18 protein-coding genes, 1 tRNA gene and 1 pseudogene are annotated in these 20,224 nt (G+C 62.2%); 8 read left to right on the top strand and 12 right to left on the bottom strand.

Annotation, left to right across the window (positions count from 1 at the left end; all coding sequences use genetic code 11):
- Nucleotides 1-115 precede the first annotated feature (115 nt).
- Nucleotides 116-4,867 carry a glutamate synthase large subunit gene (gene gltB / locus NKJ58_RS09695; RefSeq protein WP_352518390.1) on the bottom strand — a complete coding sequence of 1,584 codons (4,752 nt, stop codon included), beginning with the start codon at nt 4,865-4,867 and terminating at the stop codon, nt 116-118.
- A 509-nt stretch (nt 4,868-5,376) separates the two neighbouring features.
- Here gltB and NKJ58_RS09690 point away from each other — a divergent pair.
- Nucleotides 5,377-6,426: a threonine aldolase family protein gene (locus NKJ58_RS09690; protein ID WP_023686416.1), complete on the top strand. Its 1,050-nt coding sequence runs from the start codon at nt 5,377-5,379 to the stop codon at nt 6,424-6,426.
- Nucleotides 6,427-6,444: 18 nt separating this feature from the next.
- Complete coding sequence (locus NKJ58_RS09685; RefSeq protein ID WP_352853040.1) at nt 6,445-7,341, top strand: MBL fold metallo-hydrolase; 897 nt, start codon at nt 6,445-6,447, stop codon at nt 7,339-7,341.
- On the opposite strand, the pseudogene NKJ58_RS09680 reads toward NKJ58_RS09685, so the two are convergent.
- Both NKJ58_RS09680 and NKJ58_RS09675 read right to left on the bottom strand, forming a co-directional pair.
- Nucleotides 7,338-8,103, bottom strand: a pseudogene (locus NKJ58_RS09680) (sulfite exporter TauE/SafE family protein). The gene NKJ58_RS09685 and the pseudogene NKJ58_RS09680 sit on opposite strands and share 4 nt — an antisense overlap.
- A 157-nt stretch (nt 8,104-8,260) precedes the next feature.
- On the bottom strand, nt 8,261-8,728 hold the full coding sequence (locus tag NKJ58_RS09675; RefSeq protein ID WP_023671202.1) for an Hsp20 family protein: 468 nt from the start codon (nt 8,726-8,728) through the stop codon (nt 8,261-8,263).
- Between the two features lie 458 nt (nt 8,729-9,186).
- Between NKJ58_RS09675 and NKJ58_RS09670 the strand changes: the two genes are divergently transcribed.
- From NKJ58_RS09670 to NKJ58_RS09655, 4 genes are all read left to right on the top strand, one after another.
- The gene (locus NKJ58_RS09670; protein ID WP_352518392.1) at nt 9,187-10,146 is read left to right on the top strand and encodes an alpha/beta fold hydrolase; all 960 of its coding nucleotides are present in this window, start codon (nt 9,187-9,189) and stop codon (nt 10,144-10,146) included.
- A 161-nt stretch (nt 10,147-10,307) separates the two neighbouring features.
- Entirely contained in the window at nt 10,308-10,478 is a 171-nt protein-coding gene (locus NKJ58_RS09665; protein WP_023683236.1) for a hypothetical protein, read from the top strand.
- A 3-nt stretch (nt 10,479-10,481) separates the two neighbouring features.
- Nucleotides 10,482-10,721 (top strand): DUF1127 domain-containing protein, encoded by a 240-nt coding sequence (locus tag NKJ58_RS09660; RefSeq protein WP_023686421.1) that lies wholly within the window; start codon nt 10,482-10,484, stop codon nt 10,719-10,721.
- Nucleotides 10,722-10,848: 127 nt separating this feature from the next.
- Complete coding sequence (locus NKJ58_RS09655) at nt 10,849-11,679, top strand: helix-turn-helix domain-containing protein (RefSeq protein WP_023728420.1); 831 nt, start codon at nt 10,849-10,851, stop codon at nt 11,677-11,679.
- A 12-nt stretch (nt 11,680-11,691) separates the two neighbouring features.
- On the opposite strand, the gene hisN is transcribed toward NKJ58_RS09655, so the two are convergent.
- Both hisN and NKJ58_RS09645 read right to left on the bottom strand, forming a co-directional pair.
- Nucleotides 11,692-12,465, bottom strand: a complete 774-nt coding sequence (gene hisN, locus NKJ58_RS09650) for a histidinol-phosphatase (RefSeq protein WP_023671197.1) — start codon at nt 12,463-12,465, stop codon at nt 11,692-11,694.
- Nucleotides 12,466-12,802: 337 nt separating this feature from the next.
- On the bottom strand, nt 12,803-13,744 hold the full coding sequence (locus tag NKJ58_RS09645; RefSeq protein ID WP_023710935.1) for an N-formylglutamate amidohydrolase: 942 nt from the start codon (nt 13,742-13,744) through the stop codon (nt 12,803-12,805).
- A 164-nt stretch (nt 13,745-13,908) separates the two neighbouring features.
- On the opposite strand from NKJ58_RS09645, the gene cpdR reads away from it, so the two are divergent.
- Complete coding sequence (gene cpdR / locus NKJ58_RS09640) at nt 13,909-14,271, top strand: cell cycle two-component system response regulator CpdR (RefSeq protein ID WP_023671195.1); 363 nt, start codon at nt 13,909-13,911, stop codon at nt 14,269-14,271.
- Between the two features lie 115 nt (nt 14,272-14,386).
- A tRNA-Val gene (locus NKJ58_RS09635) sits at nt 14,387-14,461 on the top strand.
- Between the two features lie 207 nt (nt 14,462-14,668).
- On the opposite strand, the gene NKJ58_RS09630 is transcribed toward NKJ58_RS09635, so the two are convergent.
- The 7 genes from NKJ58_RS09630 to NKJ58_RS09600 all read right to left on the bottom strand — a co-directional run bounded on the left by NKJ58_RS09630 (nt 14,669) and on the right by NKJ58_RS09600 (nt 20,022).
- The gene (locus NKJ58_RS09630; protein ID WP_245263703.1) at nt 14,669-14,956 is read right to left on the bottom strand and encodes a DUF982 domain-containing protein; all 288 of its coding nucleotides are present in this window, start codon (nt 14,954-14,956) and stop codon (nt 14,669-14,671) included.
- A 112-nt stretch (nt 14,957-15,068) separates the two neighbouring features.
- The gene (locus NKJ58_RS09625; protein ID WP_023671193.1) at nt 15,069-15,371 is read right to left on the bottom strand and encodes a DUF982 domain-containing protein; all 303 of its coding nucleotides are present in this window, start codon (nt 15,369-15,371) and stop codon (nt 15,069-15,071) included.
- A gap of 185 nt (nt 15,372-15,556) precedes the next feature.
- Nucleotides 15,557-16,021, bottom strand: coding sequence for an Hsp20 family protein (locus NKJ58_RS09620; protein WP_023671192.1), 465 nt, complete (start codon nt 16,019-16,021; stop codon nt 15,557-15,559).
- A 405-nt stretch (nt 16,022-16,426) separates the two neighbouring features.
- A complete protein-coding gene (locus tag NKJ58_RS09615) occupies nt 16,427-16,633 on the bottom strand; it encodes a hypothetical protein (protein ID WP_352518393.1) in 207 nt (68 codons plus the stop codon).
- Between the two features lie 81 nt (nt 16,634-16,714).
- Nucleotides 16,715-17,683, bottom strand: coding sequence for a GDP-L-fucose synthase (gene fcl / locus NKJ58_RS09610; RefSeq protein ID WP_352518394.1), 969 nt, complete (start codon nt 17,681-17,683; stop codon nt 16,715-16,717).
- Nucleotides 17,684-17,692: 9 nt separating this feature from the next.
- Nucleotides 17,693-18,763 (bottom strand): GDP-mannose 4,6-dehydratase, encoded by a 1,071-nt coding sequence (gene gmd / locus NKJ58_RS09605; protein WP_023804703.1) that lies wholly within the window; start codon nt 18,761-18,763, stop codon nt 17,693-17,695.
- A 104-nt stretch (nt 18,764-18,867) separates the two neighbouring features.
- On the bottom strand, nt 18,868-20,022 hold the full coding sequence (locus NKJ58_RS09600) for a dihydrodipicolinate synthase family protein (RefSeq protein WP_023804702.1): 1,155 nt from the start codon (nt 20,020-20,022) through the stop codon (nt 18,868-18,870).
- Nucleotides 20,023-20,224 lie beyond the last annotated feature (202 nt).

Below are 20,224 nucleotides of genomic sequence, written 5' to 3'. Positions count from 1 at the left end.
TGCGGTTTTCGCACCCGTTAACCCCTTGAGGCAGCCATGGCAACCTTGCATCCGAGGTCAAACTGTCGCTGAAAGTTCCGCCGGGAAGCCTGCGCCTCCCGGCAAGTCGAAAAACCTATTCCGCCGCCACGCCCATGCGCATGCGTTCCATCTCGATCAGCGCGCGGCGGTATTCGACCGGCATGATCTTGCGGAATTTCGGCCTGAAGATCGTCCAGTCGTCGAGTATCTCGCGGCCGCGTACCGAACCGGTGAAATGGACGTGGTTCGAGATAAGCTGGTAAAGCCGTTCCTCGTCATGGGTGGTCATGTCGCCCGAGACGTCGACGCGACCCTTGTGGTCGAGGTCACCGCCATGATGCAGCAGCCTTTCCATCAGATCGTCTTCTTCCGGAACCGGCTCCAGCTCGACCATCGCCATGTTGCAGCGCGCGGCGAAATCGCCGGCCTCATCCAGAACATAGGCCACGCCGCCCGACATGCCGGCAGCGAAGTTGCGACCGGTCTGGCCGATGACGACGACGATGCCGCCGGTCATGTATTCGCAGCCATGATCGCCGACGCCTTCCACGACGGCGGCGACGCCCGAATTGCGCACCGCGAAGCGCTCGCCGGCGACACCGGCGAAATAGGCCTCGCCCTCGGTCGCGCCATAGAGGACGGTGTTGCCGACGATGATCGATTCCGCCGCGACGATCCTGGACTCCTCCGGCGGCCGGATGACGATGCGTCCGCCCGACAGGCCCTTGCCGACATAGTCGTTGGCCGCACCCACGAGTTCGAACGAGATGCCGCGCGCCAGGAAGGCGCCGAACGACTGGCCGGCTGTGCCGGTCAGCTTCACCTGGATCGTGTCCTCGCGCAGGCCCTTGTGCCTGAAGCGCTTGGCGACTTCGCCCGACAGCATGGCGCCCGTGGAGCGATCGACATTGCGGATGTCGACCTCGATCTTGACCGGCTGCTTGCTTTCGAGCGCGGGCTTCGCCAGTTCGATCAGCTTGCGATCGAGTACATCGTCGATCGGGTGTTTCTGCCGTTCGGTCCAGTGCACCGCCTCATGCGGCGCGTCCGGCTTGAAGAACATCTTGCCGAAATCGAGCCCACGCGCCTTCCAATGCTGGATCATCTCGCGCTTTTCCAGCAGGTCGCTGTCGCCGATGATCTGGTCGATATGGGTGTAGCCCATCTCGGCCAGCAGCCCCCTCACCTCTTCCGCAACATAGAAGAAGAAGTTGATGACATGCTCGGGCGTGCCCTTGAAACGCTTGCGCAGAACCGGGTCCTGCGTCGCGACGCCGACCGGGCAGGTGTTCAAGTGGCACTTGCGCATCATGATGCAGCCGGCCGCGATCAGCGGCGCGGTCGAGAAGCCGAACTCGTCGGCACCGAGCAGCGCACCGATGATGACGTCGCGCCCCGTGCGCAAGCCACCATCGACCTGCAGCGCAACGCGCGAGCGCAGCCCGTTCAGCACCAGCGTCTGGTGCGTCTCGGCTAGGCCCATTTCCCACGGGCTGCCGGCATGCTTGAGCGAGGTCAGCGGCGACGCGCCGGTGCCGCCATCATAGCCCGATATGGTGATGTGGTCGGCGCGTGCCTTGGCGACGCCGGCCGCAACCGTACCGACACCGACTTCCGACACCAGCTTGACCGATACGTCGGCCGCCGGGTTGACGTTCTTCAGATCATAGATCAGCTGCGCCAGATCCTCGATCGAATAGATGTCGTGATGCGGCGGCGGCGAGATCAGGCCGACGCCAGGCGTCGAGTGCCGGACCTTGGCGATGGTGGCGTCGACCTTGTGGCCGGGCAGCTGGCCGCCCTCACCGGGCTTGGCGCCCTGCGCGACCTTGATCTGCATGACATCGGAATTGACGAGATACTCGGCGGTGACGCCAAACCGCCCCGAGGCGACCTGCTTGATCGCCGAACGTTCGGGATTCTTGCTGCCGCCGGGCAGCGGCAGATAGCGGTCGGCCTCTTCGCCGCCCTCGCCGGTGTTCGACTTGCCGCCGATCTGGTTCATGGCGCGCGCCAGCGTCGTGTGTGCCTCGCGCGAGATCGAGCCGAACGACATCGCCCCGGTCGAGAAGCGCTTGACGATATCGGCCGCCGACATCACGTCCTCTATCGCCACCTTCTTGCGGCCGGTCTCTTCCGCAAGCTTGATCCTGAACAGGCCGCGTATGGTCTGAGCACGGGCCGTCTCGCTGTCGATCTGCGCGGAATACTCCTTGAACGTCTCCCACGAGCCCTGACGCACGGCGTGCTGCAAGGTGGCGACGGCGTCGGGCGACCACATATGGGCTTCGCCGCGCATGCGGTACATGTACTCGCCGCCGACCTCGAGGCTGTTGCGCAGCACCGGATCGTTGCCGAAACCGTCGGTGTGGCGGCTGAGCGTCTCGGCCGCGACCTCGTCCAGGCCGACACCTTCGATCAGCGTCGCTGTGCCGGTGAAGTACTTCTCGACGAAATCCGACTTCAGCCCGATGGCGTCGAATATCTGCGCGCCGCAATAGGACTGATAGGTGGAGATGCCCATCTTCGACATCACCTTGAGGATGCCCTTGCCGATCGACTTGATGTAGCGCGAGACCACCTCGTAGGCGTCAACCTCAGCCGGCAGTTCGCCACGCTTGTGCATGTCGAGCAGCGTATCGAAGGCAAGGTAGGGGTTGATCGCCTCGGCGCCGTAGCCGGCGAGACAGCAGAAATGATGCACTTCGCGTGGCTCGCCGGATTCCACGACCAGGCCGACCGCGGTGCGCAGACCCTTGCGGATCAGATGGTGGTGCACGGCAGCCGTCGCCAGCAGTGCCGGAATGGCGATACGGTCGGGACCGACCTGGCGGTCGGACAGGATGATGATGTTGTAGCCGCCGGCGACAGCGGCTTCCGCCCGCTCGCACAGACGCTCGACGGCGCCCTGCATGCCGGCCGCGCCCTCGCTCGACCCGTAGGTGATGTCGATGGTCTTGGTGTCGAAACGGTCCTCGGTGTGGCCGATCGAGCGGATCTTTTCCAGATCGCCATTGGTCAGGATCGGCTGGCGCACTTCGAGCCGCTTGCGGCGCGAATTGCCGACCAGGTCGAAGATGTTGGGCCGCGGCCCGATGAACGAGACAAGGCTCATCACCAGCTCCTCGCGGATCGGGTCGATCGGCGGGTTGGTGACCTGGGCGAAATTCTGTTTGAAATAGGTGTAGAGCAGCTTCGACTTGTCCGACATCGCCGAGATCGGCGTGTCGGTGCCCATCGAACCCACGGCTTCCTGGCCGGTGGTCGCCATCGGCGACATCAACAGCTTGGTGTCTTCCTGCGTGTAGCCGAAAGCCTGCTGGCGATCGAGCAGGCTGACATCCTTGCGCAGCGCGCGCGGCTCGACCGGCTTCAGATCCTCGAGGATCAGCTGCGTGTTGTTGAGCCAGGTCTTGTAGGGATGCCTGGTGGCGATCTCCGACTTGATCTCCTCGTCGGAAATGATGCGGCCCTTGGCGAGGTCGATCAGAAGCATGCGGCCGGGCTGCAGCCGCCACTTCTTGACGATCCTCTCCTCCGGCACCGGCAGCACGCCGGCCTCTGACGCCATGATGACGCGGTCGTCGTCGGTGACGATGTAGCGCGCCGGGCGCAGCCCGTTGCGGTCGAGCGTGGCGCCGATCTGGCGGCCGTCGGTGAAGGCGACCGCGGCCGGCCCGTCCCACGGCTCCATAAGCGCTGCATGGTATTCGTAGAAAGCCTTGCGATCGGCATCCATCAGCTTGTTGCCGGCCCAGGCTTCCGGGATCAGCATCATCATGGCGTGGCTGAGGCTGTAGCCGCCCTGGAACAGGAATTCGAGCGCATTGTCGAAGCACGCCGTGTCGGACTGGCCGTCATAGGAGATCGGCCACAGCTTGGAGATGTTGTTGCCGAACAGTTCGGAATCGACCGAGGCTTGGCGCGCCGCCATCCAGTTGTTGTTGCCGCGCACCGTGTTGATCTCGCCATTATGCGCGACCATGCGGTAGGGGTGCGCGAGCTTCCATGACGGGAAGGTGTTGGTCGAGAAGCGCTGGTGGACGAGGATCAGCGCGGTCTCGAAACGCGGATCCGACAAATCCTTGTAATAGGCGCCGACCTGGTAGGCCAGGAACATGCCCTTGTAGACGATGGTACGCGCCGATAGCGACACACAGTAGGCGCCGATATCCTTGTTGTTGTTCTCGGCGTAGATGCGGCCGGAAATCACCTTGCGCAGCAGGTACAGCCTGGCCTCGTATTCCTCGTCATCTGGAATGTCCGATGTGCGGCCGATGAAGACTTGGCGATGGAACGGTTCGGAGGCCGCAATATCGGGCGCCTTCGACAGCGATGAATTGTCGACCGGCACGTCGCGAAAGCCGAGCAGCGGCAGCCCTTCTGACTGCGCCGATTCGGCGATGATCTCTTCGATATGGGCGCGCAGTGCCGCATCCTGCGGCATGAACCAGTGGCCGACGCCGTATTGGCCTGCCGCCGGCAGTTCGACGCCCTGGGCCGCCATCTCTTCGCGGAAGAAATGATCGGGAACCTGCACCAGCACGCCGGCGCCGTCGCCCATCAGCGGATCGGCGCCGACAGCGCCGCGATGCGTCAGGTTTTCGAGCACGAAGAGCCCGTCCTTGACGATCTGGTGCGACTTCACGTTCTTCATGTTGACGATGAAGCCGACGCCGCACGCGTCATGCTCGTTGCGCGGATCATAGAGACCCTGCGCGGCCATGCCATTGGTGGTCAGGCCGTTGGTGGTCTGGCCTTCTTTGGTCAGAACGGTATTTTTAACGGCTGCCGCTTTCGTCTGCGCGGCCTGGCCGATAATCGCAGATGGCGTCAGTTCCGTCATCGTCCTGTCCTCCGTTCCGGCCCCTTGCACGTCTAGCATTTGGGGCGCTGGTCTACCTTGGGAAGCGACTGGCTTCCGCTCTCATTCTTGCGGCACGTCTTTTCGAAATCCTTGGCGGACCGTGCGGTGCACCGCCGGTTCGTATCCGGTATCGTACAGGCCACAGCCGAGCCGTCTACCCGTCGCTCGCGGCAACGGCCGGAGTGGCCCAAATGATACGCCAATCCAGCCTGACTTGTGCGACAAAATAAGACAGCACTACTGTCCTAAATTTTTATGGCAGAAATCCTGGGCGCACACAAGACCGATTCACCAAATTCTTGGACGTTTGGCGACAGAAAATTACGTCAGGCGCTGTCGAAACGAAATTTCGGTCCCGGCACTCCTTCGTGATCGCCTTTGGCTTTACCGCTTTTTCAGCCATTGGCCCTTGCGCGTCAAACCCCGAAACGGCCATGGTCGCGCTCTTGTCGCAACCAGACTTTCTCAACCAGGCAGGGACTTTCCTGATGTTCTTTGCATCCGACAACTGGGCGGGCGTCCATTCTAACATTGCCGCCGGGCTGTCAGCCAATGCCGGCGGCTTTTCGACCGCCTATGGCGATGGCGATCTCGACCGCGCCGTCTACCAGCGTTTCAGCGAGATCTTCGAACGCGAGGTCGCGGTGTTCTTCGTCGCTACCGGCACGGCGGCCAACTCGCTGTCCCTGGCCGCTTACAACAAGCCCGGCGGCATTTCCTTTGCGCACCGCGAATCGCACATCATCGAGGACGAATGCGGCGCGCCGGAATATTTCAGCGGCGGCTCGCGTCTCCATGCTGTCGACGGCGCCCTGGGCAAGATCGATCCGCACAATCTTGAACGCGCCGTCGCCCGTTTCGCACCCGAAATCGTCCATTGGGGACGCCCGACGGCCGTCTCGATCACCCAATCGACCGAAGTCGGCACAGTGTACGGGCTCGACGACATTTCCACCATTTCGGAGATCGCCAAACGCTTTTCCCTGCCGCTGCATATGGACGGCGCCCGTTTTGCCAACGCATTGGTCGCGCTTGAGACGACGCCGGCCGAAATGACCTGGAAGCGCGGCGTCGACATCGTCTCGTTCGGCGGCACCAAGAACGGCTGCTGGTGCGCCGAAGCGGTGGTGCTGTTCGATCTAGACCGCGCCAAGGAGTTGTCCTTCCTGCGCAAGCGCGCCGCACAGCTGTTCTCCAAGTCGCGCTTCATCGCAGCGCAGTTCGACGCCTACTTCACAGACGGCCTGTGGCTGGACACGGCCCGTCATGCCAATGCCATGGCCGCGCGCCTGGCGGCTGCGATCGAGGATTCGGCAACGGCGAAGCTCGCCTGGTTGCCGCAGGCCAACGAGGTGTTCGCGGTGATGAAAAAGGCGGAAGCCGAAAGGCTGCAATCCGTCGGCGCAGCCTTTTACGACTGGCACAGGCCGCACGGCTTCGACGGCCATGTCGGCGAGGACGAGTTGCTCTATCGCTTCGTCACCAGCTTTGCCACGACTTCAGATGAGGTCGATCGCTTCGGCCAGATGATCGCCTGAACCCGCGAGACCGCGCCAATGACAAAGCCACCTCTCGGCTCAACCATGCGGCTGGTTCGCCCGGCGCCAAACGTGCTCGGCTTCTACGATGGCCGCGTTGACGGCGTTCGCGCCTGGTCGGACGAGCCGAACTGGCTGGACGACGGCGCCTATGCCCTCGGCATCTGCACCTATGAGATCGTCGATGGTTCGCAGGCGCTTGTCTACGACACGCATATTTCGCTGCCTCACGCGCGCTTCATCAGGCAGACGCTCGAAGACATGGGCGCAACATCGATCCGGGTCGTGCTCAGCCACTGGCATGACGATCATATTGCCGGCAATGAGGTGTTTCAGGATTGCGAGATTATCGCCAACACGCTCACCGCCTCGGCGCTCGCGAACAACCGGGCTGAGATCGAAAGCGGTGTTCCACCGATCAAGCCTCTCGTGCTGCCGAACAGGACCTTCGAAGGCAGTCTTGACCTCACCGTTGGATCGATAGCCATCGAGCTGCGTCAGGTCGAAATCCACAGCCATGACGGCACGGTGCTGTTCATGCCCGAAACCGGCCTGCTCCTGGCGGGCGACACGCTTGAGGATCCGATCACCTATGTCAGCGAGGCGGATCGGCTGGCGCAACATCTGGTCGATCTCGAACGCATGGCCGGCTGGTCGATAGACCGCATCTTGCCCAATCACGGCTCGCTCGAAGCGATAGAGCGAGGCGGCTACGACAAAGGCCTCATCGCCGCGACGCAAGCCTACGTTCAAAAACTGCTTCGCTGCCGGCGTGAGCCTGATCTTGCGAAGCAGGATCTGAAAACCTTCGGCGCCGACATATTCGCCACGGGCGCGGTCGAGTACTTCGCGCTGTACGAGCCCGTCCACCGGCAAAACGTCGAGGCCGTTCTCGCAACCGGCACCGATCGCTAAGCAAGGAAAGGCCGCGCCAAAAGCTCGAGGCCGAGCAAGATCAGGAAAACAAGAAACCAGCGCCGGAAGGTCGCCGGGCTGATCCGCTGCCGGAGCAACTGTCCGAGCCACATGCCGAGCAAGGCCGGCGCAACCGCCAGCGACGACATGGCGACATGCCCGACCTGGAACGCGCCGTGCGAGGCAAGGCCGGCAGCGAGCGCGATCGTCGACACGGTGAAGGACAGGCCGAGCGCCTGGATCAGATCGTCACGGCTCAAGCCCAGCGCCTGAATGTAAGGTACAGCGGGCACGACGAACACGCCGGTGCCGCCGGTGACGATGCCGGTAAGGAAACCGACGATGGGCGACAACCAGCGCTCGGCTGACGCGGGAACCGTCAACTGCCGCGCCAGCAGCGTATAGACGGCATAGACGATCAGCGCCGCCCCGAGGCCGGCCGTCGTCCATTTGACATTGTCGCTGGCCAGCAGCCATGAGCCGGCCAGCGTTGCCGGCGACGATGCCGACCATCATCAGCCACAGCCGCCTGAGGATCCATCCGAAGCTCGGGCCGGCAAACAGCTGCCAGATATTGGTGACGAAGGACGGCACGATCAGCAGCGAAGCCGCGGCGACCGGCGGCATGATTGTGCCCAGCAGCCCCATCGCCAACGTCGGCAGTCCCATACCGGTAACGCCCTTGACGATGCCGGCCAGCAGGAAGGTCACCGCAATGGTTGCCGTTAGGGCCAGGGAAAAATCAGCCGAGAGATCAGACATTGCCCTTCATGGGAAGACGGCGCCCGCCGCAAAAGAGCCAGAACTCTTCGGTTGGGGTGACAGAGGCTGCGGCGAAAAAAAGCGGCGCCTCGCGGCGCCGCTTTCGTCTCGGGAGGAGACGCTTTTAACCTTGGGCGTTGTGACGCCGCCGTCTTGATCACGCGGCGTTCTTGGCCTCGATCTGCTTGGCGTTGGCCGAAGAGGCGGTAATCGCGATCTTGCGCGGCTTCAGCTCCTCGGGGATGTTGCGCTTGAGGTCGACGAAAAGCAGGCCGTTCTTCAGCGTGGCGCCGACGACCTCGACATGGTCGGCAAGCTGGAAGCGGCGCTCGAACGAACGCGAAGCAATGCCGCGGTAGAGCAACTCGGAGCCTTCGCCATTGCCTTCTTCCTTGCGCTCACCCTTGACGGTCAGCACGTTGCGGTGGGCTTCGATCGAAATCTCTTCGTCCGAGAAGCCGGCAACCGCCATCGAGATGCGATAGGCATCCTCGCCGGTGCGCTCGATGTTGTAGGGCGGATAGGTCTGCGCGCCATCAGGCTGGGCCAGCGAGTCGAGCATGGTGAACAGGCGGTCGAAGCCGACGGTCGAGCGATAGAGCGGGGAAAAATCAACGTGACGCATGAGGTGTTCTCCTGTTGAGCAACATGTTTGCGTGTGGCCGGTGCGAAACCCTGGAAAGGCGTTTCGGGTGGACCAGCAGCCCCGACATCGGCGGCTGCATCCGACATTTGGGGAGCGCAAAAGCGCATTTCAAGGATTTTTGAAGAGCGCCAATCGAGGCGTCGATGAACGGCAGATGAACCGCTGCTTCGGCGCCCGTTCAGCCGGCCGGCGCTAGAGTGCCCCCAGGATAAAGAACCAGGCGGCGCCGGATGAAAGCGCCGCGACGAGGCCGACCGGGTGTAACGTCCCTTCCTCCCGGATCGACAGAGGCCGGAAGCACGCCGCCGCAGGCTGCTTCCGGCCTTGCTTGTCGTTCGTCCGCCCCCTTGGCGTCCTCCCTTTGCTTTTCATCCATTGGCGTCTATCACCATGCCGACGCCCTGCCGGGTGAGACACCACGAAGACGCAAGCGCCTAATGACGGATCTCTTCCATCCCACGCCAGGCAATCCGCCGCCGCAAAATGTCGCCGGCGGCTTTTTCACCACGCGCGACGGCAAGAAGATCCGCTACGGCCTGTTTGCCGCGGTCACCCGGCCGCTGAAAGGCACCGTCGTGCTGCTGCCCGGCCGCAACGAGTGCATCGAGAAGTATTTCGAAACCATCCGCAACCTGACCGACAGCGGCCTCGGAGTCGCCACGCTCGACTGGCGCGGCCAGGGCGATTCCGACCGGCTGATCGCCGATCCGCAACGCGGCTATGTCCGCTCTTTCTACGATTACACCGGCGACCTCGAACAGTTCTTCGAGGATATCGTGCTGCCCGACTGCCGCGGCCCGTATTACATCCTCGCCCATTCGATGGGCGCCGTGATCGCGCTGCTCGCGGCGCCGTCGATGGTCAACCGGGTGCGTCGCATGGTGCTGATTGCGCCTTTCCTGACGGTGCCCGACTCGCCCGTGTCGGCAAAAACCGCGCGCCGCGTCTGCTCGATATTGTGCTTTCTCGGCCTCGGCCGGCTCTACGCCGCCTGGGGTCCGCGTCCCAGGGAAACCCTGCCCTTCGCCCTCAACAAGGTGACATCGGACCCCGGGCGCTATCAGCGCAACACGAAAATCTACGAGCACTATCCGCAACTGGCGCTCGGCGGGCCGACGATCCGCTGGCTGCAGGCGGCAATCAAGGCAGGCGAAGCCATCAGTGAGCCCGACTTCATGGCCAGGATCCAGGTGCCGCTGCTGATGATCGCCGCCGGCGCCGATCAGGTCGTCTCGACCAAGGCCGTGGAAGCCTATGCCAGGCGTCTGCGCCTCGGCTCGCTGCTGATGATCGATGGCTCGAAACACGAGATCCTGCAGGAGGCCGATGTCTATCGCGAGCAGTTGCTCGCCGCCTTCGACGCCTTCATACCCGGCAACGACGACCCGACAGCCTGATGCCGCCGGCGCTGCATGTTGCGGCGCCTTGAGCTTGCGCCTGCTGACAGCCTTCTGTCAGGAGCAGCGCCGGCAGCACACAAAGAGCTAAAGATTCTGACAGCCGGTGCCGCCCCGGAATGTTCATCTCTCCGCGTACTGAACGCCAAGGAGATGACGTCATGACCGAGAAAACCTGCGCTGCCTGCGATTGCCAGCTGGACGCCAACCCGATCCGCGTCAAGGTCGGCGGCAAGACCGTCGAGGTCTGCTGCGAGGAATGCGCGATTGCGCTGAACGAAGCCGGCGCCTCAGTGGCCGGCGCATCAGTGGCCGGCAACGGGGAAGCCTGAGCGATGCGCCCCGATCATGCAGCGGCGGCGCAATGCCTCGCACATCAGCCGACAACTCAAACCGCGACGTTCCGGCGGTCCTTGCGGACACAAGGCATCGCGGCGGCCAACTGGATCGGCCGTCAACTGGAAAGGCGCCGAAGCCGCCTTGCCTTGCTCGAAATGACCGACGAACAGCTCAAGGACATCGGTCTGTCGCGCAGCGACGCTCACTGCGAATACATGCGCCGTTTGTGGGACTGAGCCATGGCCGTTACGAAGGGCCCGACAGGTGAAGTCGCCTGACAGGTTTGGACAAGCCAATCGCCTAAATGTGCCGGAGCAGCTTTCGGTGCAAGGGTAGAATGCAACGGCCATGTCTCAGCTCACCATGTCGCAGTTCACGGTACAGACGCTTCTGGACACCGGCACCGTCAGGGTGAGGGATGTCCTCTGCAGCGGCGAATGCCGGCACAAGAGCGAAGAAGAGTGCACCGCTGCCACGCATCTTGTGTTTCCCTATCGCGGCGTCTTCGTGCGCCATGTCGGCCGCAACGATGCGGTCGCCGAAGCCAACCAGTTGTTGTTCTTCAACAACGCCGAAGGCTACCGGATCAGCCATCCCGTCGAGGGTGGCGATTCCTGCCTCGATCTCGTTGTCGAGGAGGCGCAAATGCAGGAGCTGACGCCGAAGGAGCAGTTGCGCTTGGGCAGCGCCGTGGCGTTTCGTCGTCAGCGCCGCCGCATCGACCCGCGGGCTCAGGCGCTGGTGGCGGTGCTGCGCCACAGCCTGAGCCGCAACATTGCCGAAACGCTGGAGGCCGAAACCCTGGCGCTGACGCTGGTGCGGCGCTCCCTCGGCGAGCGCACCTCGCATGCCGCCGGCGCAAGCGCTGGCCGGCAGAAGCTGGTCGACCGCGCCAAGCTCGTCCTGTCCTCGGATCTTTCGCGGCGCTGGACGCTGGCCGAGATCGCCGCTGAAGTCGGGGTATCACCGGTTTATCTCACGCAGGTTTTCCAGCAGGTCGAGGCGATGCCGCTCTATCGCTACCATCTGCGCCTGCGGCTGGCGCGCGCGCTCGACCTGCTTGGCCGCTACGACAATCTGACCACGCTCGGCCTGGACCTCGGCTTCTCCAGCCACAGTCATTTCAGCTCAGCGTTCAGGCAGGTCTACGGGCGAACGCCGGCGGAATTCCAGCGCTCGATCAAGCCGCGCTGATCGGGTCGACTATCAGCCGCGCAAGGCTGCCATTGCAGCCGCGTGAAGCTCCGGCGTTGCGGCGGCCAGGATGTCGCCGCCCTTTTCCGCCGGACCGCCCTCGAATGTGGTGACGACGCCGCCGGCCTTTTCAATGATCGGGATCAGCGCCACGATGTCGTAGGGTTTCAATCCGGGATCGGCGACGATGTCGACGCTGCCGGACGCGATCATGGCAAAGGCGTAGCAATCGGCTCCGTAGCGGGCGAGCTGGATCTGTTTCTCGAACGCGTCGTAGCGGGTGCGCGCCTCGCCCTTGAAAAGCGCCGGCGTGGTGGTGAACAAGGTCGCCTCGTCAAGCTTCGTCCTCTTGCGGGTCGACAGCTTCCGCGGCCCGCCGGGGCCTTCGTAGTGGGAGCCGGAAGCGTTGGCGTAGAACAGCTCGCCGGTGAAGGGCTGCGCCATCATGCCGGCGACGGCGTCACCGTCGACCGTCAATCCGACCAGCGTTCCCCACACCGGCAGGCCTGAGATGAAGGCGCGGGTACCATCGATCGGATCGATCACCCAGACATGCCTTGAGGAGATGTTTTCGCTGCCATGTTCTTCGCCAAGGATACCGTGATCGGGATACTCAGCCGAGATCAGCGCCCGGATGGCGCGCTCGGCCTCGCGGTCGGCCTCGGTGACCGGGTCGAAACTGCCTTTTTCCTTGTTGGCCACGGCGCCCTGTGCGCGGAAACGCGGCAAGGTTTCAGCCGCCGCCGCTTGCGCGATCCGGCGCATGAAATCGATGCTGATGTCCACGCGATTCTCCCGCATTACAGAGTGCCAACCCGGTCTGCCGGCACTTTCCCGCCAAAACAAGCCGGTTTATCGATTTATCAGAGACATCAGCGTTGCCGAAATGTCACACATCGGGACCATCGAAACGCATTTTCACATCAGAGTGAATTAAAAAAGCGTGGGATCGATTGACATTTGTGCATCGCACAATAAATTTGTTCTCGGACAGGTTTTCCTGTCCATGCCCTCCTTGGGCGTTTCCTCCCTAGACTTCGACCGTGTCGTGCAAACGATGCGGTCTTTTTTTACGCTGCGGGATGGCCAGCGCGGGATTGCATGAACAGCCGCCGCTCCGGCGTCATTCGGCGGCCAGTGGCAGGTCGACGAAGTGGTGGTCGGGCATCGCCATCAGGTCGGCCGAAAAGCGCGCCATATCGTCGGCCAGCGCATCGAAGCCGGCCGATTTCTGGAACGTCCGCTCATTCATGTAGAGGCCGCGATTGACCTCGATCTGCAGCGCATGCAGGTGGCGCGCCGGCCGGCCGTAATGCTCGGTGATGAAACCGCCTGCATAGGGTTTGTTGTGGGCGACGGTGTAGCCCATGCCGATGAGCAGGCCGATCGCCGTTTCGGTCAGGGCCGCCGTGGCCGAGATGCCGAAACGGTCGCCGACGATGAAATCCGGCCGCAGGCCGCTGTCGCCCACCCTGATGCTCGCCGGCATCGAATGGCAGTCGATCAGCACGGCATAGCCGAACCTGGCATGGGTTCTGGTCAAAAGCCGCTTCAGCGTCTCGTGATAGGGTTTGTAGACCGCCTCTATGCGCTGGACGGCCTCCGCCAGCGGCAGACGGCCGGAATAGATGTCGAGCCCCTCACCCACCAGCTTGGGCACGGTGCCGAGCCCGCCGGCAACGCGCGCCGAGCGGATGTTGCAGAAGGACGGCACCGGCTCGGCGAACATGCGCGGGTCGAGTTCCCAGGGCTCGCGGTTGACGTCGAGGTAGGCGCGCGGAAAATTCGCCGCCAGTATCGGCGCGCCCAGCGCCACCGCGCCGCCGAACAGCTCGTCGACATAGCAGTCCTCGGAGCGGCGGATGGCGTTCCGGTCGAGCCGCGCCATGGCCAGGAAGCGGTCTGGATAATAGCGGCCGCTATGCGGTGAGTTGAAGACGAAGGGAACGCGCTGCTCGGCGCCCGATCGGATTTCGAAGGGTGGAACGACCGAAAAATCTTCGGCTGCCGTCGTCAATTTGAACGAACCCGGAAACAGCAATGCATCATGATGGGAAACTGCCACCTCATCGGCCGCATGTCCAGCATTTCGGCATGTCAGGAACCCCGTCAAATCAGGATTAATGCAGCCAACGTTCACTTGATGTTTACCGTCAGCTCCTCATATACAGGATGGTTAACGGGCTTGCCGGACGGCAGGCTCGGCTGGGGTGATTCGGACGGGACAAGATGGCACGCATTCTGCTGGCGGAAGACGACGACGACATGCGCCGGTTCCTGGTCAAGGCACTGGAGCGGGCCGGCTATCACGTCAGCGATTTCGACAATGGCGCCAGCGCCTACGAGCGGCTGCGCGAAGAACCTTTCTCCCTGCTGCTGACCGATATCGTCATGCCGGAGATGGACGGCATCGAACTCGCCCGCCGCGCCACCGAGATCGATCCCGACCTCAAGGTGATGTTCATCACCGGTTTCGCGGCCGTCGCGCTCAACCCCGATTCCAAGGCGCCGAAAGACGCCAAGGTGCTGTCCAAGCCCTTCCACCTGCGCGATCTCGTCAATGAGGTCGAAAAAATGCTTCAGGCCGCCTGAAGCGCGCACAGTGTGATCTCGCCGCTTCGTCGGCGGCGCGGCAAAACGAGCCTTTCTTTCCCTTTTCCGGCTATTGACGCGCTGGACCAAAAATGGTGTATGCGCGGCTTCGGATGGGCGTGTAGCTCAGCGGGAGAGCACTGCATTGACATTGCAGGGGTCACAGGTTCAATCCCTGTCACGCCCACCATCCTTTCGATAACTTAGCCAAGCCCGTTTTTGGCGCACCCCTTCGACGACTTAGCCGGTAAGGCGGCCACCGCTTATGGCAGCCGCCTCGTGTTTGTGGACATTCTAATGCATGGCGCTCAAAAGTGGCCCCGGTTTTGAGACTACGACATGCATAAAAACAAAGACCTAAAGCGCGTCGTCTGAGTCCGTTCAAACGCGACGCGCTTTAGACGTGGCGCGGACTTAGCGTCCTTGAAGGCGCAGGCTCGATGCCGTCCTCCATAAGAATATCCTTCTTGCGAGCGAACGCGACGAAGACGCCTCGTGCTGTCTCGGGTTCCACATCACCAATCAGAGCGGCTTTGCAAGCGCGAATAGCAGCTCTCTGCTCCGGGCTGTTGCCACACCATTCGGCTGCGAATTGATAAGCATCCGCGACCGTGTTGAGTTGGCGGGGAAAGCCCAATCCCACCCACACCCGGACTGGCTTTTCAAAAGGTTTCGATAGCATCATGACCTCCTTTCCTAATGCATGTCACCCAGAAGTATGCCGCGGTTCTGGGACAACGACATGCATCAAAACAAAGACTTAAAGCGTGTCGCATGAATCCGTTTCGCGACGCGCTTTAGGCAGTCACTCCTCCGCCTTCGCCACCTCTGCCCATCATCCACGGCATTGTCGTGGATACTTCCTCAAGGATTCTGGCTGCTTTCGCAAAACCGCTGAACGCGTCTCTGGCTGCGGAAAGCGGATAATCGCTATCGAAAGCTCGCTGGCAGGCCCGCAATGCGGTTTGGTGAATGGGGCCGCGCCTGTCCTTCGGCCATTCATAGAGGAACTCCAGAGCGTCCTCGAGACACGTGATTTCCTGAACAAGGTTGTCGCCGCTTTTCACGAAAACGGCGCTGTCGAACATCCGATCGTTCATATGATCCTCCAAATCGAACGAACCATTGAGTTTCATGGTTTGCGCGGTCCAGGCCAACTGCGGGCGCGCGACAGAGGCGCGCCAGTACGTCCTGCAGTGATCATCTTCGTTTCTCCGCAATCACAGCCTCCCGGCCGAAAACCGGGAGGCGGACCCGCAGTTCAAAGTGTGACAGATCGACAGGATTACGCGGCTTTACGCGCGCGGTCCGTGTCTTGCGTGATCTGAGTGGCGGCCGTCGGCGTGTCGCCCACGCCGATGCTGATGCGGCGCGGCTTCAGCTCTTCGGGAATCTCGCGGACAATGTCGATCGAGAGGAGGCCATTCTCCAGTTTGGCTGCCTTGATCTTCATGTGGTCGGCAAGCTTGAACGTCTGCCTGAAACTGCGGTAGGCGATGCCCTGGTGCAGCAGCTGGCGTCCGCTCTGATCATCAGCTTTCTGGCCTACCACGACCAGTTCGGGTCCATGCTGGGTAAGCTCGACCTCATCCTGGCTGAAGCCTGCGATGGCCATCGAGATACGGTAATCGTTCTCGTCGACCTTCTCGATGTTATAGGGCGGCCAGTCTGGACGCGTGCCGCTGTCGAGCATGTCGAAAAGCCGGTCGAAACCGACGGTGGTCCGATAGAGGGTATCAAAGGTTCTCATAGCCACATCCTCCTTGAAGCAACATGGGTACAAGGACGCCGCCCTGTGCGGCGCCGCCATTTTTTGCCGAGCCTTATGGCCTTGGCGGAAATCGAATTAGGAGGCGCCCCAAATGAGTTCAAGAGCATCTCGAATTTTTTTTAGTAGATCCTTCGCATCGACGGAAAGCGAAATCTGAGTTTCTACGGGACCTTCCCTTCGAACAGTCGAACAGCCCCTTGAAGTACAGATCCGGCGGGAAGTGTTCGCGCGATCTGCGCGACCGCATCGTCTACTGCCCCGCCGTCCCGTTTCGTATTCAAATGCCGGCCAGTAAGGAACCGGGTAGCGGCCTTGCGATCCGTAAATCCACCCTGTCGGGGGCGAAACGTCCCGGCACGTGCCGGGACGTTTCTGGCTCGCGGATCACTGTGGCCGCGGATCGGGCCTGTCGGGCTTGTCATGAGGGGTGTTGTTGCCTTCACGGCACGGTGTGCCGATGCCGCAGCATTTGCCGTTGTAGGTGACACCGGGCATGGTCTTCTCGCATTCCCTCGGCGGTGCCGTCTGACACCCTGCCAGCACCGAAACCGCGATGGCGGCGAGAAATGCGTTTCTTGAAGTGATAAACATTGACGTTCTCCTTGATGGACCGTGTTTGCTACACACCGCTTGGTCGCGGGCGGCAGCGAAATGGTTCAAGGAAAATTGGAATCAGGCCGCGCCGAGGCGGACATCACCCTTCTCAATATGGTTGAGAAACCACGCATATGTCTGTTCCAATCCATCGCGAAGCGCGTAGCGCGGGCGCCATCCCGTCGCAAACAGCCGCGAAACATCCATCAACTTGCGCGGCGTGCCATCTGGCTTGGTCGTATCGAAGGCGATATCAGCCTCGACGCCGGCGACCGATGCGACGGTCTGGGCAAGCTCGGCAATGGTGACATCCTCGCCCGAACCGACATTGACGTGGCCGTCGCCGGCATAATTCTTCAACAGCCAGACCAAGGCATCGGCGGCGTCGTCGACATGCAGGAATTCACGCCGTGGCGTGCCCGAGCCCCAGACATTGAGGCTGTTGCCGCCGCTCAGCGCCAGCGCATGCGCCTTTCGCATCAGGGCCGGCACGACATGGCTGCTCTGCAGGTCGAAATTGTCACCCGGTCCGTAGAGGCTGGCCGGCATCGCCGAGATATAGTCGACCCCATGCTGGCGCCGATAGGCCTGGCACAGTTTCAGCCCGGCGATCTTCGCGATCGCGTACCATTCGTTGGTCGGCTCGAGCGGCCCGGTCAGCAGGGCGTCTTCCCTGATCGGCTGCGGCGCGAGCTTTGGATAGATGCAGGACGAGCCGAGAAACAAAAGCTTGCCGACCTCGCTGCGAAAGGCGCCGTCGATGACATTGCCCTGCATGACCAAATTGTCCTGCAGGAAATCGACCGGGAACCGGTCATTGGCCAGGATACCGCCGACCTTGGCGGCCGCCATCACCACCGCATCCGGCCTGTGCTCGGCCATCCAGCGCTGCACCCCTGCCTGGTCGAGCAGGTCGAGCCTGTCGCGCGAGATGGTGAGTATCTCGCAGTCCTCGCTCGCCAGCCGGCGCACGACGGCCGAACCGACCATGCCGCGATGCCCGGCGACGAAGACACGCTTGCCCTTCAGCTCAAATGTCGCGTCCATCGGCCTGCCTCACGCAGAACGGCTGTTCTGCCGCGTGCCGCCGGCCGCGCGCGCCAGATCGGCCTGCACCATTTCCGTCACCAGATCCCTGAAGCCGGTCGTGTGCGACCAGCCAAGTCTTGCCTTGGCCTTGGCGGGGTCACCGAGCAGCAGATCGACCTCGGTCGGCCGGAAATAGCGCGGATCGATGCGCACCAGGACAGTGCCCGAACCGGCATCGACACCAACTTCATCGACACCCTCGCCTTGCCAGCGGATGGTGCGTCCGGTCTCGGCAAAAGCCAGTTCGACGAATTCGCGCACCGAATGCGCCTCACCAGTCGCCAGCACGAAATCGTCGGCTTCACTGTGCTGCAGAATGCGCCACATGCCCTCCACATAGTCGCGCGCATGGCCCCAGTCACGCTTGGCGTCGAGATTGCCGAGATAGAGCGTGGCCTGAAGGCCGTGATGGATCGAGGCGACGGCCCGCGTGATCTTGCGGGTGACGAAGGTTTCGCCGCGTGTCGGGCTTTCGTGGTTGAACAGGATTCCGTTGGCGGCGAACATGCCGTAAGCCTCGCGGTAGTTGACCGTGATCCAGTAGGCGTAAAGCTTGGCCGCGGCATAGGGCGAGCGCGGATGGAAGGGCGTCGCCTCGCTTTGCGGGACCTCGCGCGCCTTGCCGTAAAGCTCCGACGTCGATGCCTGATAGAAGCGCACCGACTTCTCCAGGCGCAGGATGCGGATCGCCTCGAGCAGCCTGAGTGTTCCCAGCGCATCGGCATTGCCGGTGTATTCCGGCGTCTCGAAACTCACCTGGACATGACTCTGGGCGCCGAGATTGTAGATCTCGCCGGGCTGTGTCTCCTGCACCAGGCGAATAAGGTTGGTCGCGTCGGTCAGGTCGCCATAATGCAGGAAGAAACGCGCACCGCGCTCGTGCGGATCGACATAGATGTCGTCAACGCGCTCGGTGTTGAACGAGGACGAGCGGCGTTTGACGCCATGGACAATATAGCCCTTCTGCAGAAGCAATTCTGCGAGATAGGCCCCGTCCTGCCCGGTAACCCCGGTGATGAGCGCCACTTTTTCCGTCATTGCCGCTCCGTCCGCATCCAATCCCGGCAACCGAATACAGATTTGGCGCGAGAACGCAAATCCCCCATACGGGGGACAGGTTTCAGCCAGCGATTGTGTCGTTCTCAGGCACCTGCAACCGCGCAGAAATGCTTCATCCTGGCCAGCGCAAGCTCGGGATCGGCGAGCAACCCTGCCTGGTCGGCAAGGCGGAAGATGTCGGCATAGTGCAGGATGCCGCGCGCCGACTGCATGCCGCCGACCATGGCGAAATGGTCCTGATGGCCGTTGAGCCAGGCAATGAAGACGATGCCGGCCTTGTAATACTCCGTCGGCGCCTCGAAGATCTTGCGCGACAACGGCACTGTCGGCGCCATCAGCGCGTCAAAGCCGGCGCGGTCGCCGTCAGCCAGTTTCGCGAGCGCCGCACTGGCGACCGGCGCGATGGCGTCGAATATGCCGAGCAAGGCGTGCGAGTGCCGCTTCCCGTCGCCGGCAATCAGTTCGGGATAGTTGAAATCGTCGCCGGTGAACATGACGACGCCTTCCGGCAACCGGTTGCGCAAGGCAACTTCCTTGCCGGCATCGAGCAGGGAAATCTTTATCCCCTCGACCTTGCCGGCATGACGCTCGATGATGGCGACGACGGTGTCGAGCGCGGCCTCGAAATTGCCGCTGCCCCAATAACCTTTCAGTGCAGGATCGAACATGTCGCCCAGCCAGTGCAGGATGACCTTGCCGGATGCCTGGCTGAGGATGCGATCGTAGACCCTGATATAGTCGTCCGGACCCTTTGCGACCGCTGCCAGCGCCCGGCTGGCCATCATGATCGCCTTGCCGCCCTCGCCTTCAATGAAAGCGAACTGCTCCTCATAGGCGGCGATCACATCTTCGAGTGATCTCGAATTGGCCGGCGCCAGATGATCGGTGCCGGCGCCCGAGGCGAGGTCTGCGCATTCGACGCTGCGCGCCTCGGCGATCGAGCGCCGGATCAATTCCTGCGCATTCGCCCAGTCGAAACCCATGCCGCGCTGCGAGGTGTCCATCGCCTCGGCGATGCGGAAGCCAAGCCGCCACAAATGATGCCGAAACGCCATCGTCTTGTCCCAGTCGACCGCAGGCTTCGACCAGGGGTCGGTCATCGCGAAAGGGTCGGCGACGACATGGGCCGCGGCATAGGCGATGCGCGGGAAAACCGCACCGATTACGGGCTCGACCGGACTGCCCGCGAGCTTGTAGCTGACGCGGCCGCCATTCTGCGTAGGCAGGGTGATATCCATGGCAACCTCCGTTTCGGCATCCTATAAATGGAACGTTCCAATAAATCAAGAAACTTTATGATTCCGGCGATTGAACCGGCCCAAACGTTGAAGAAGGCTAAGAGTCCTTGCTAGGAACCACATTCATCACCTTTTCGATCTCCGCAAGAATCCCGATTGACTCTCGTTTGGCAGAGTGATTAGAACGTTCCAATAGATTTTC

This window comes from Mesorhizobium sp. M0139, from assembly GCF_040322455.1.
Lineage (GTDB): Bacteria > Pseudomonadota > Alphaproteobacteria > Rhizobiales > Rhizobiaceae > Mesorhizobium.
Note: the sequence above shows the minus strand (reverse complement) of the source record. Positions and strands in the feature narration are given on the sequence as shown.

Coding starts and splice junctions, on each gene's coding strand:
- NKJ58_RS09670 (WP_352518392.1), top strand. CDS start 9,187: ATGACGGATCTCTTCCATCCCACGCCAGGCAATCCGCCGCCGCAAAAT.
- gltB (WP_352518390.1), bottom strand. CDS start 4,867: ATGACGGAACTGACGCCATCTGCGATTATCGGCCAGGCCGCGCAGACG.
- NKJ58_RS09620 (WP_023671192.1), bottom strand. CDS start 16,021: ATGAGAACCTTTGATACCCTCTATCGGACCACCGTCGGTTTCGACCGG.
- fcl (WP_352518394.1), bottom strand. CDS start 17,683: ATGGACGCGACATTTGAGCTGAAGGGCAAGCGTGTCTTCGTCGCCGGG.
- cpdR (WP_023671195.1), top strand. CDS start 13,909: ATGGCACGCATTCTGCTGGCGGAAGACGACGACGACATGCGCCGGTTC.
- NKJ58_RS09685 (WP_352853040.1), top strand. CDS start 6,445: ATGACAAAGCCACCTCTCGGCTCAACCATGCGGCTGGTTCGCCCGGCG.
- NKJ58_RS09600 (WP_023804702.1), bottom strand. CDS start 20,022: ATGGATATCACCCTGCCTACGCAGAATGGCGGCCGCGTCAGCTACAAG.
- NKJ58_RS09655 (WP_023728420.1), top strand. CDS start 10,849: ATGTCGCAGTTCACGGTACAGACGCTTCTGGACACCGGCACCGTCAGG.
- NKJ58_RS09675 (WP_023671202.1), bottom strand. CDS start 8,728: ATGCGTCACGTTGATTTTTCCCCGCTCTATCGCTCGACCGTCGGCTTC.
- gmd (WP_023804703.1), bottom strand. CDS start 18,763: ATGACGGAAAAAGTGGCGCTCATCACCGGGGTTACCGGGCAGGACGGG.
- NKJ58_RS09630 (WP_245263703.1), bottom strand. CDS start 14,956: ATGATGCTATCGAAACCTTTTGAAAAGCCAGTCCGGGTGTGGGTGGGA.
- NKJ58_RS09665 (WP_023683236.1), top strand. CDS start 10,308: ATGACCGAGAAAACCTGCGCTGCCTGCGATTGCCAGCTGGACGCCAAC.
- NKJ58_RS09690 (WP_023686416.1), top strand. CDS start 5,377: ATGTTCTTTGCATCCGACAACTGGGCGGGCGTCCATTCTAACATTGCC.
- NKJ58_RS09615 (WP_352518393.1), bottom strand. CDS start 16,633: ATGTTTATCACTTCAAGAAACGCATTTCTCGCCGCCATCGCGGTTTCG.
- NKJ58_RS09660 (WP_023686421.1), top strand. CDS start 10,482: ATGCGCCCCGATCATGCAGCGGCGGCGCAATGCCTCGCACATCAGCCG.
- NKJ58_RS09625 (WP_023671193.1), bottom strand. CDS start 15,371: ATGAACGATCGGATGTTCGACAGCGCCGTTTTCGTGAAAAGCGGCGAC.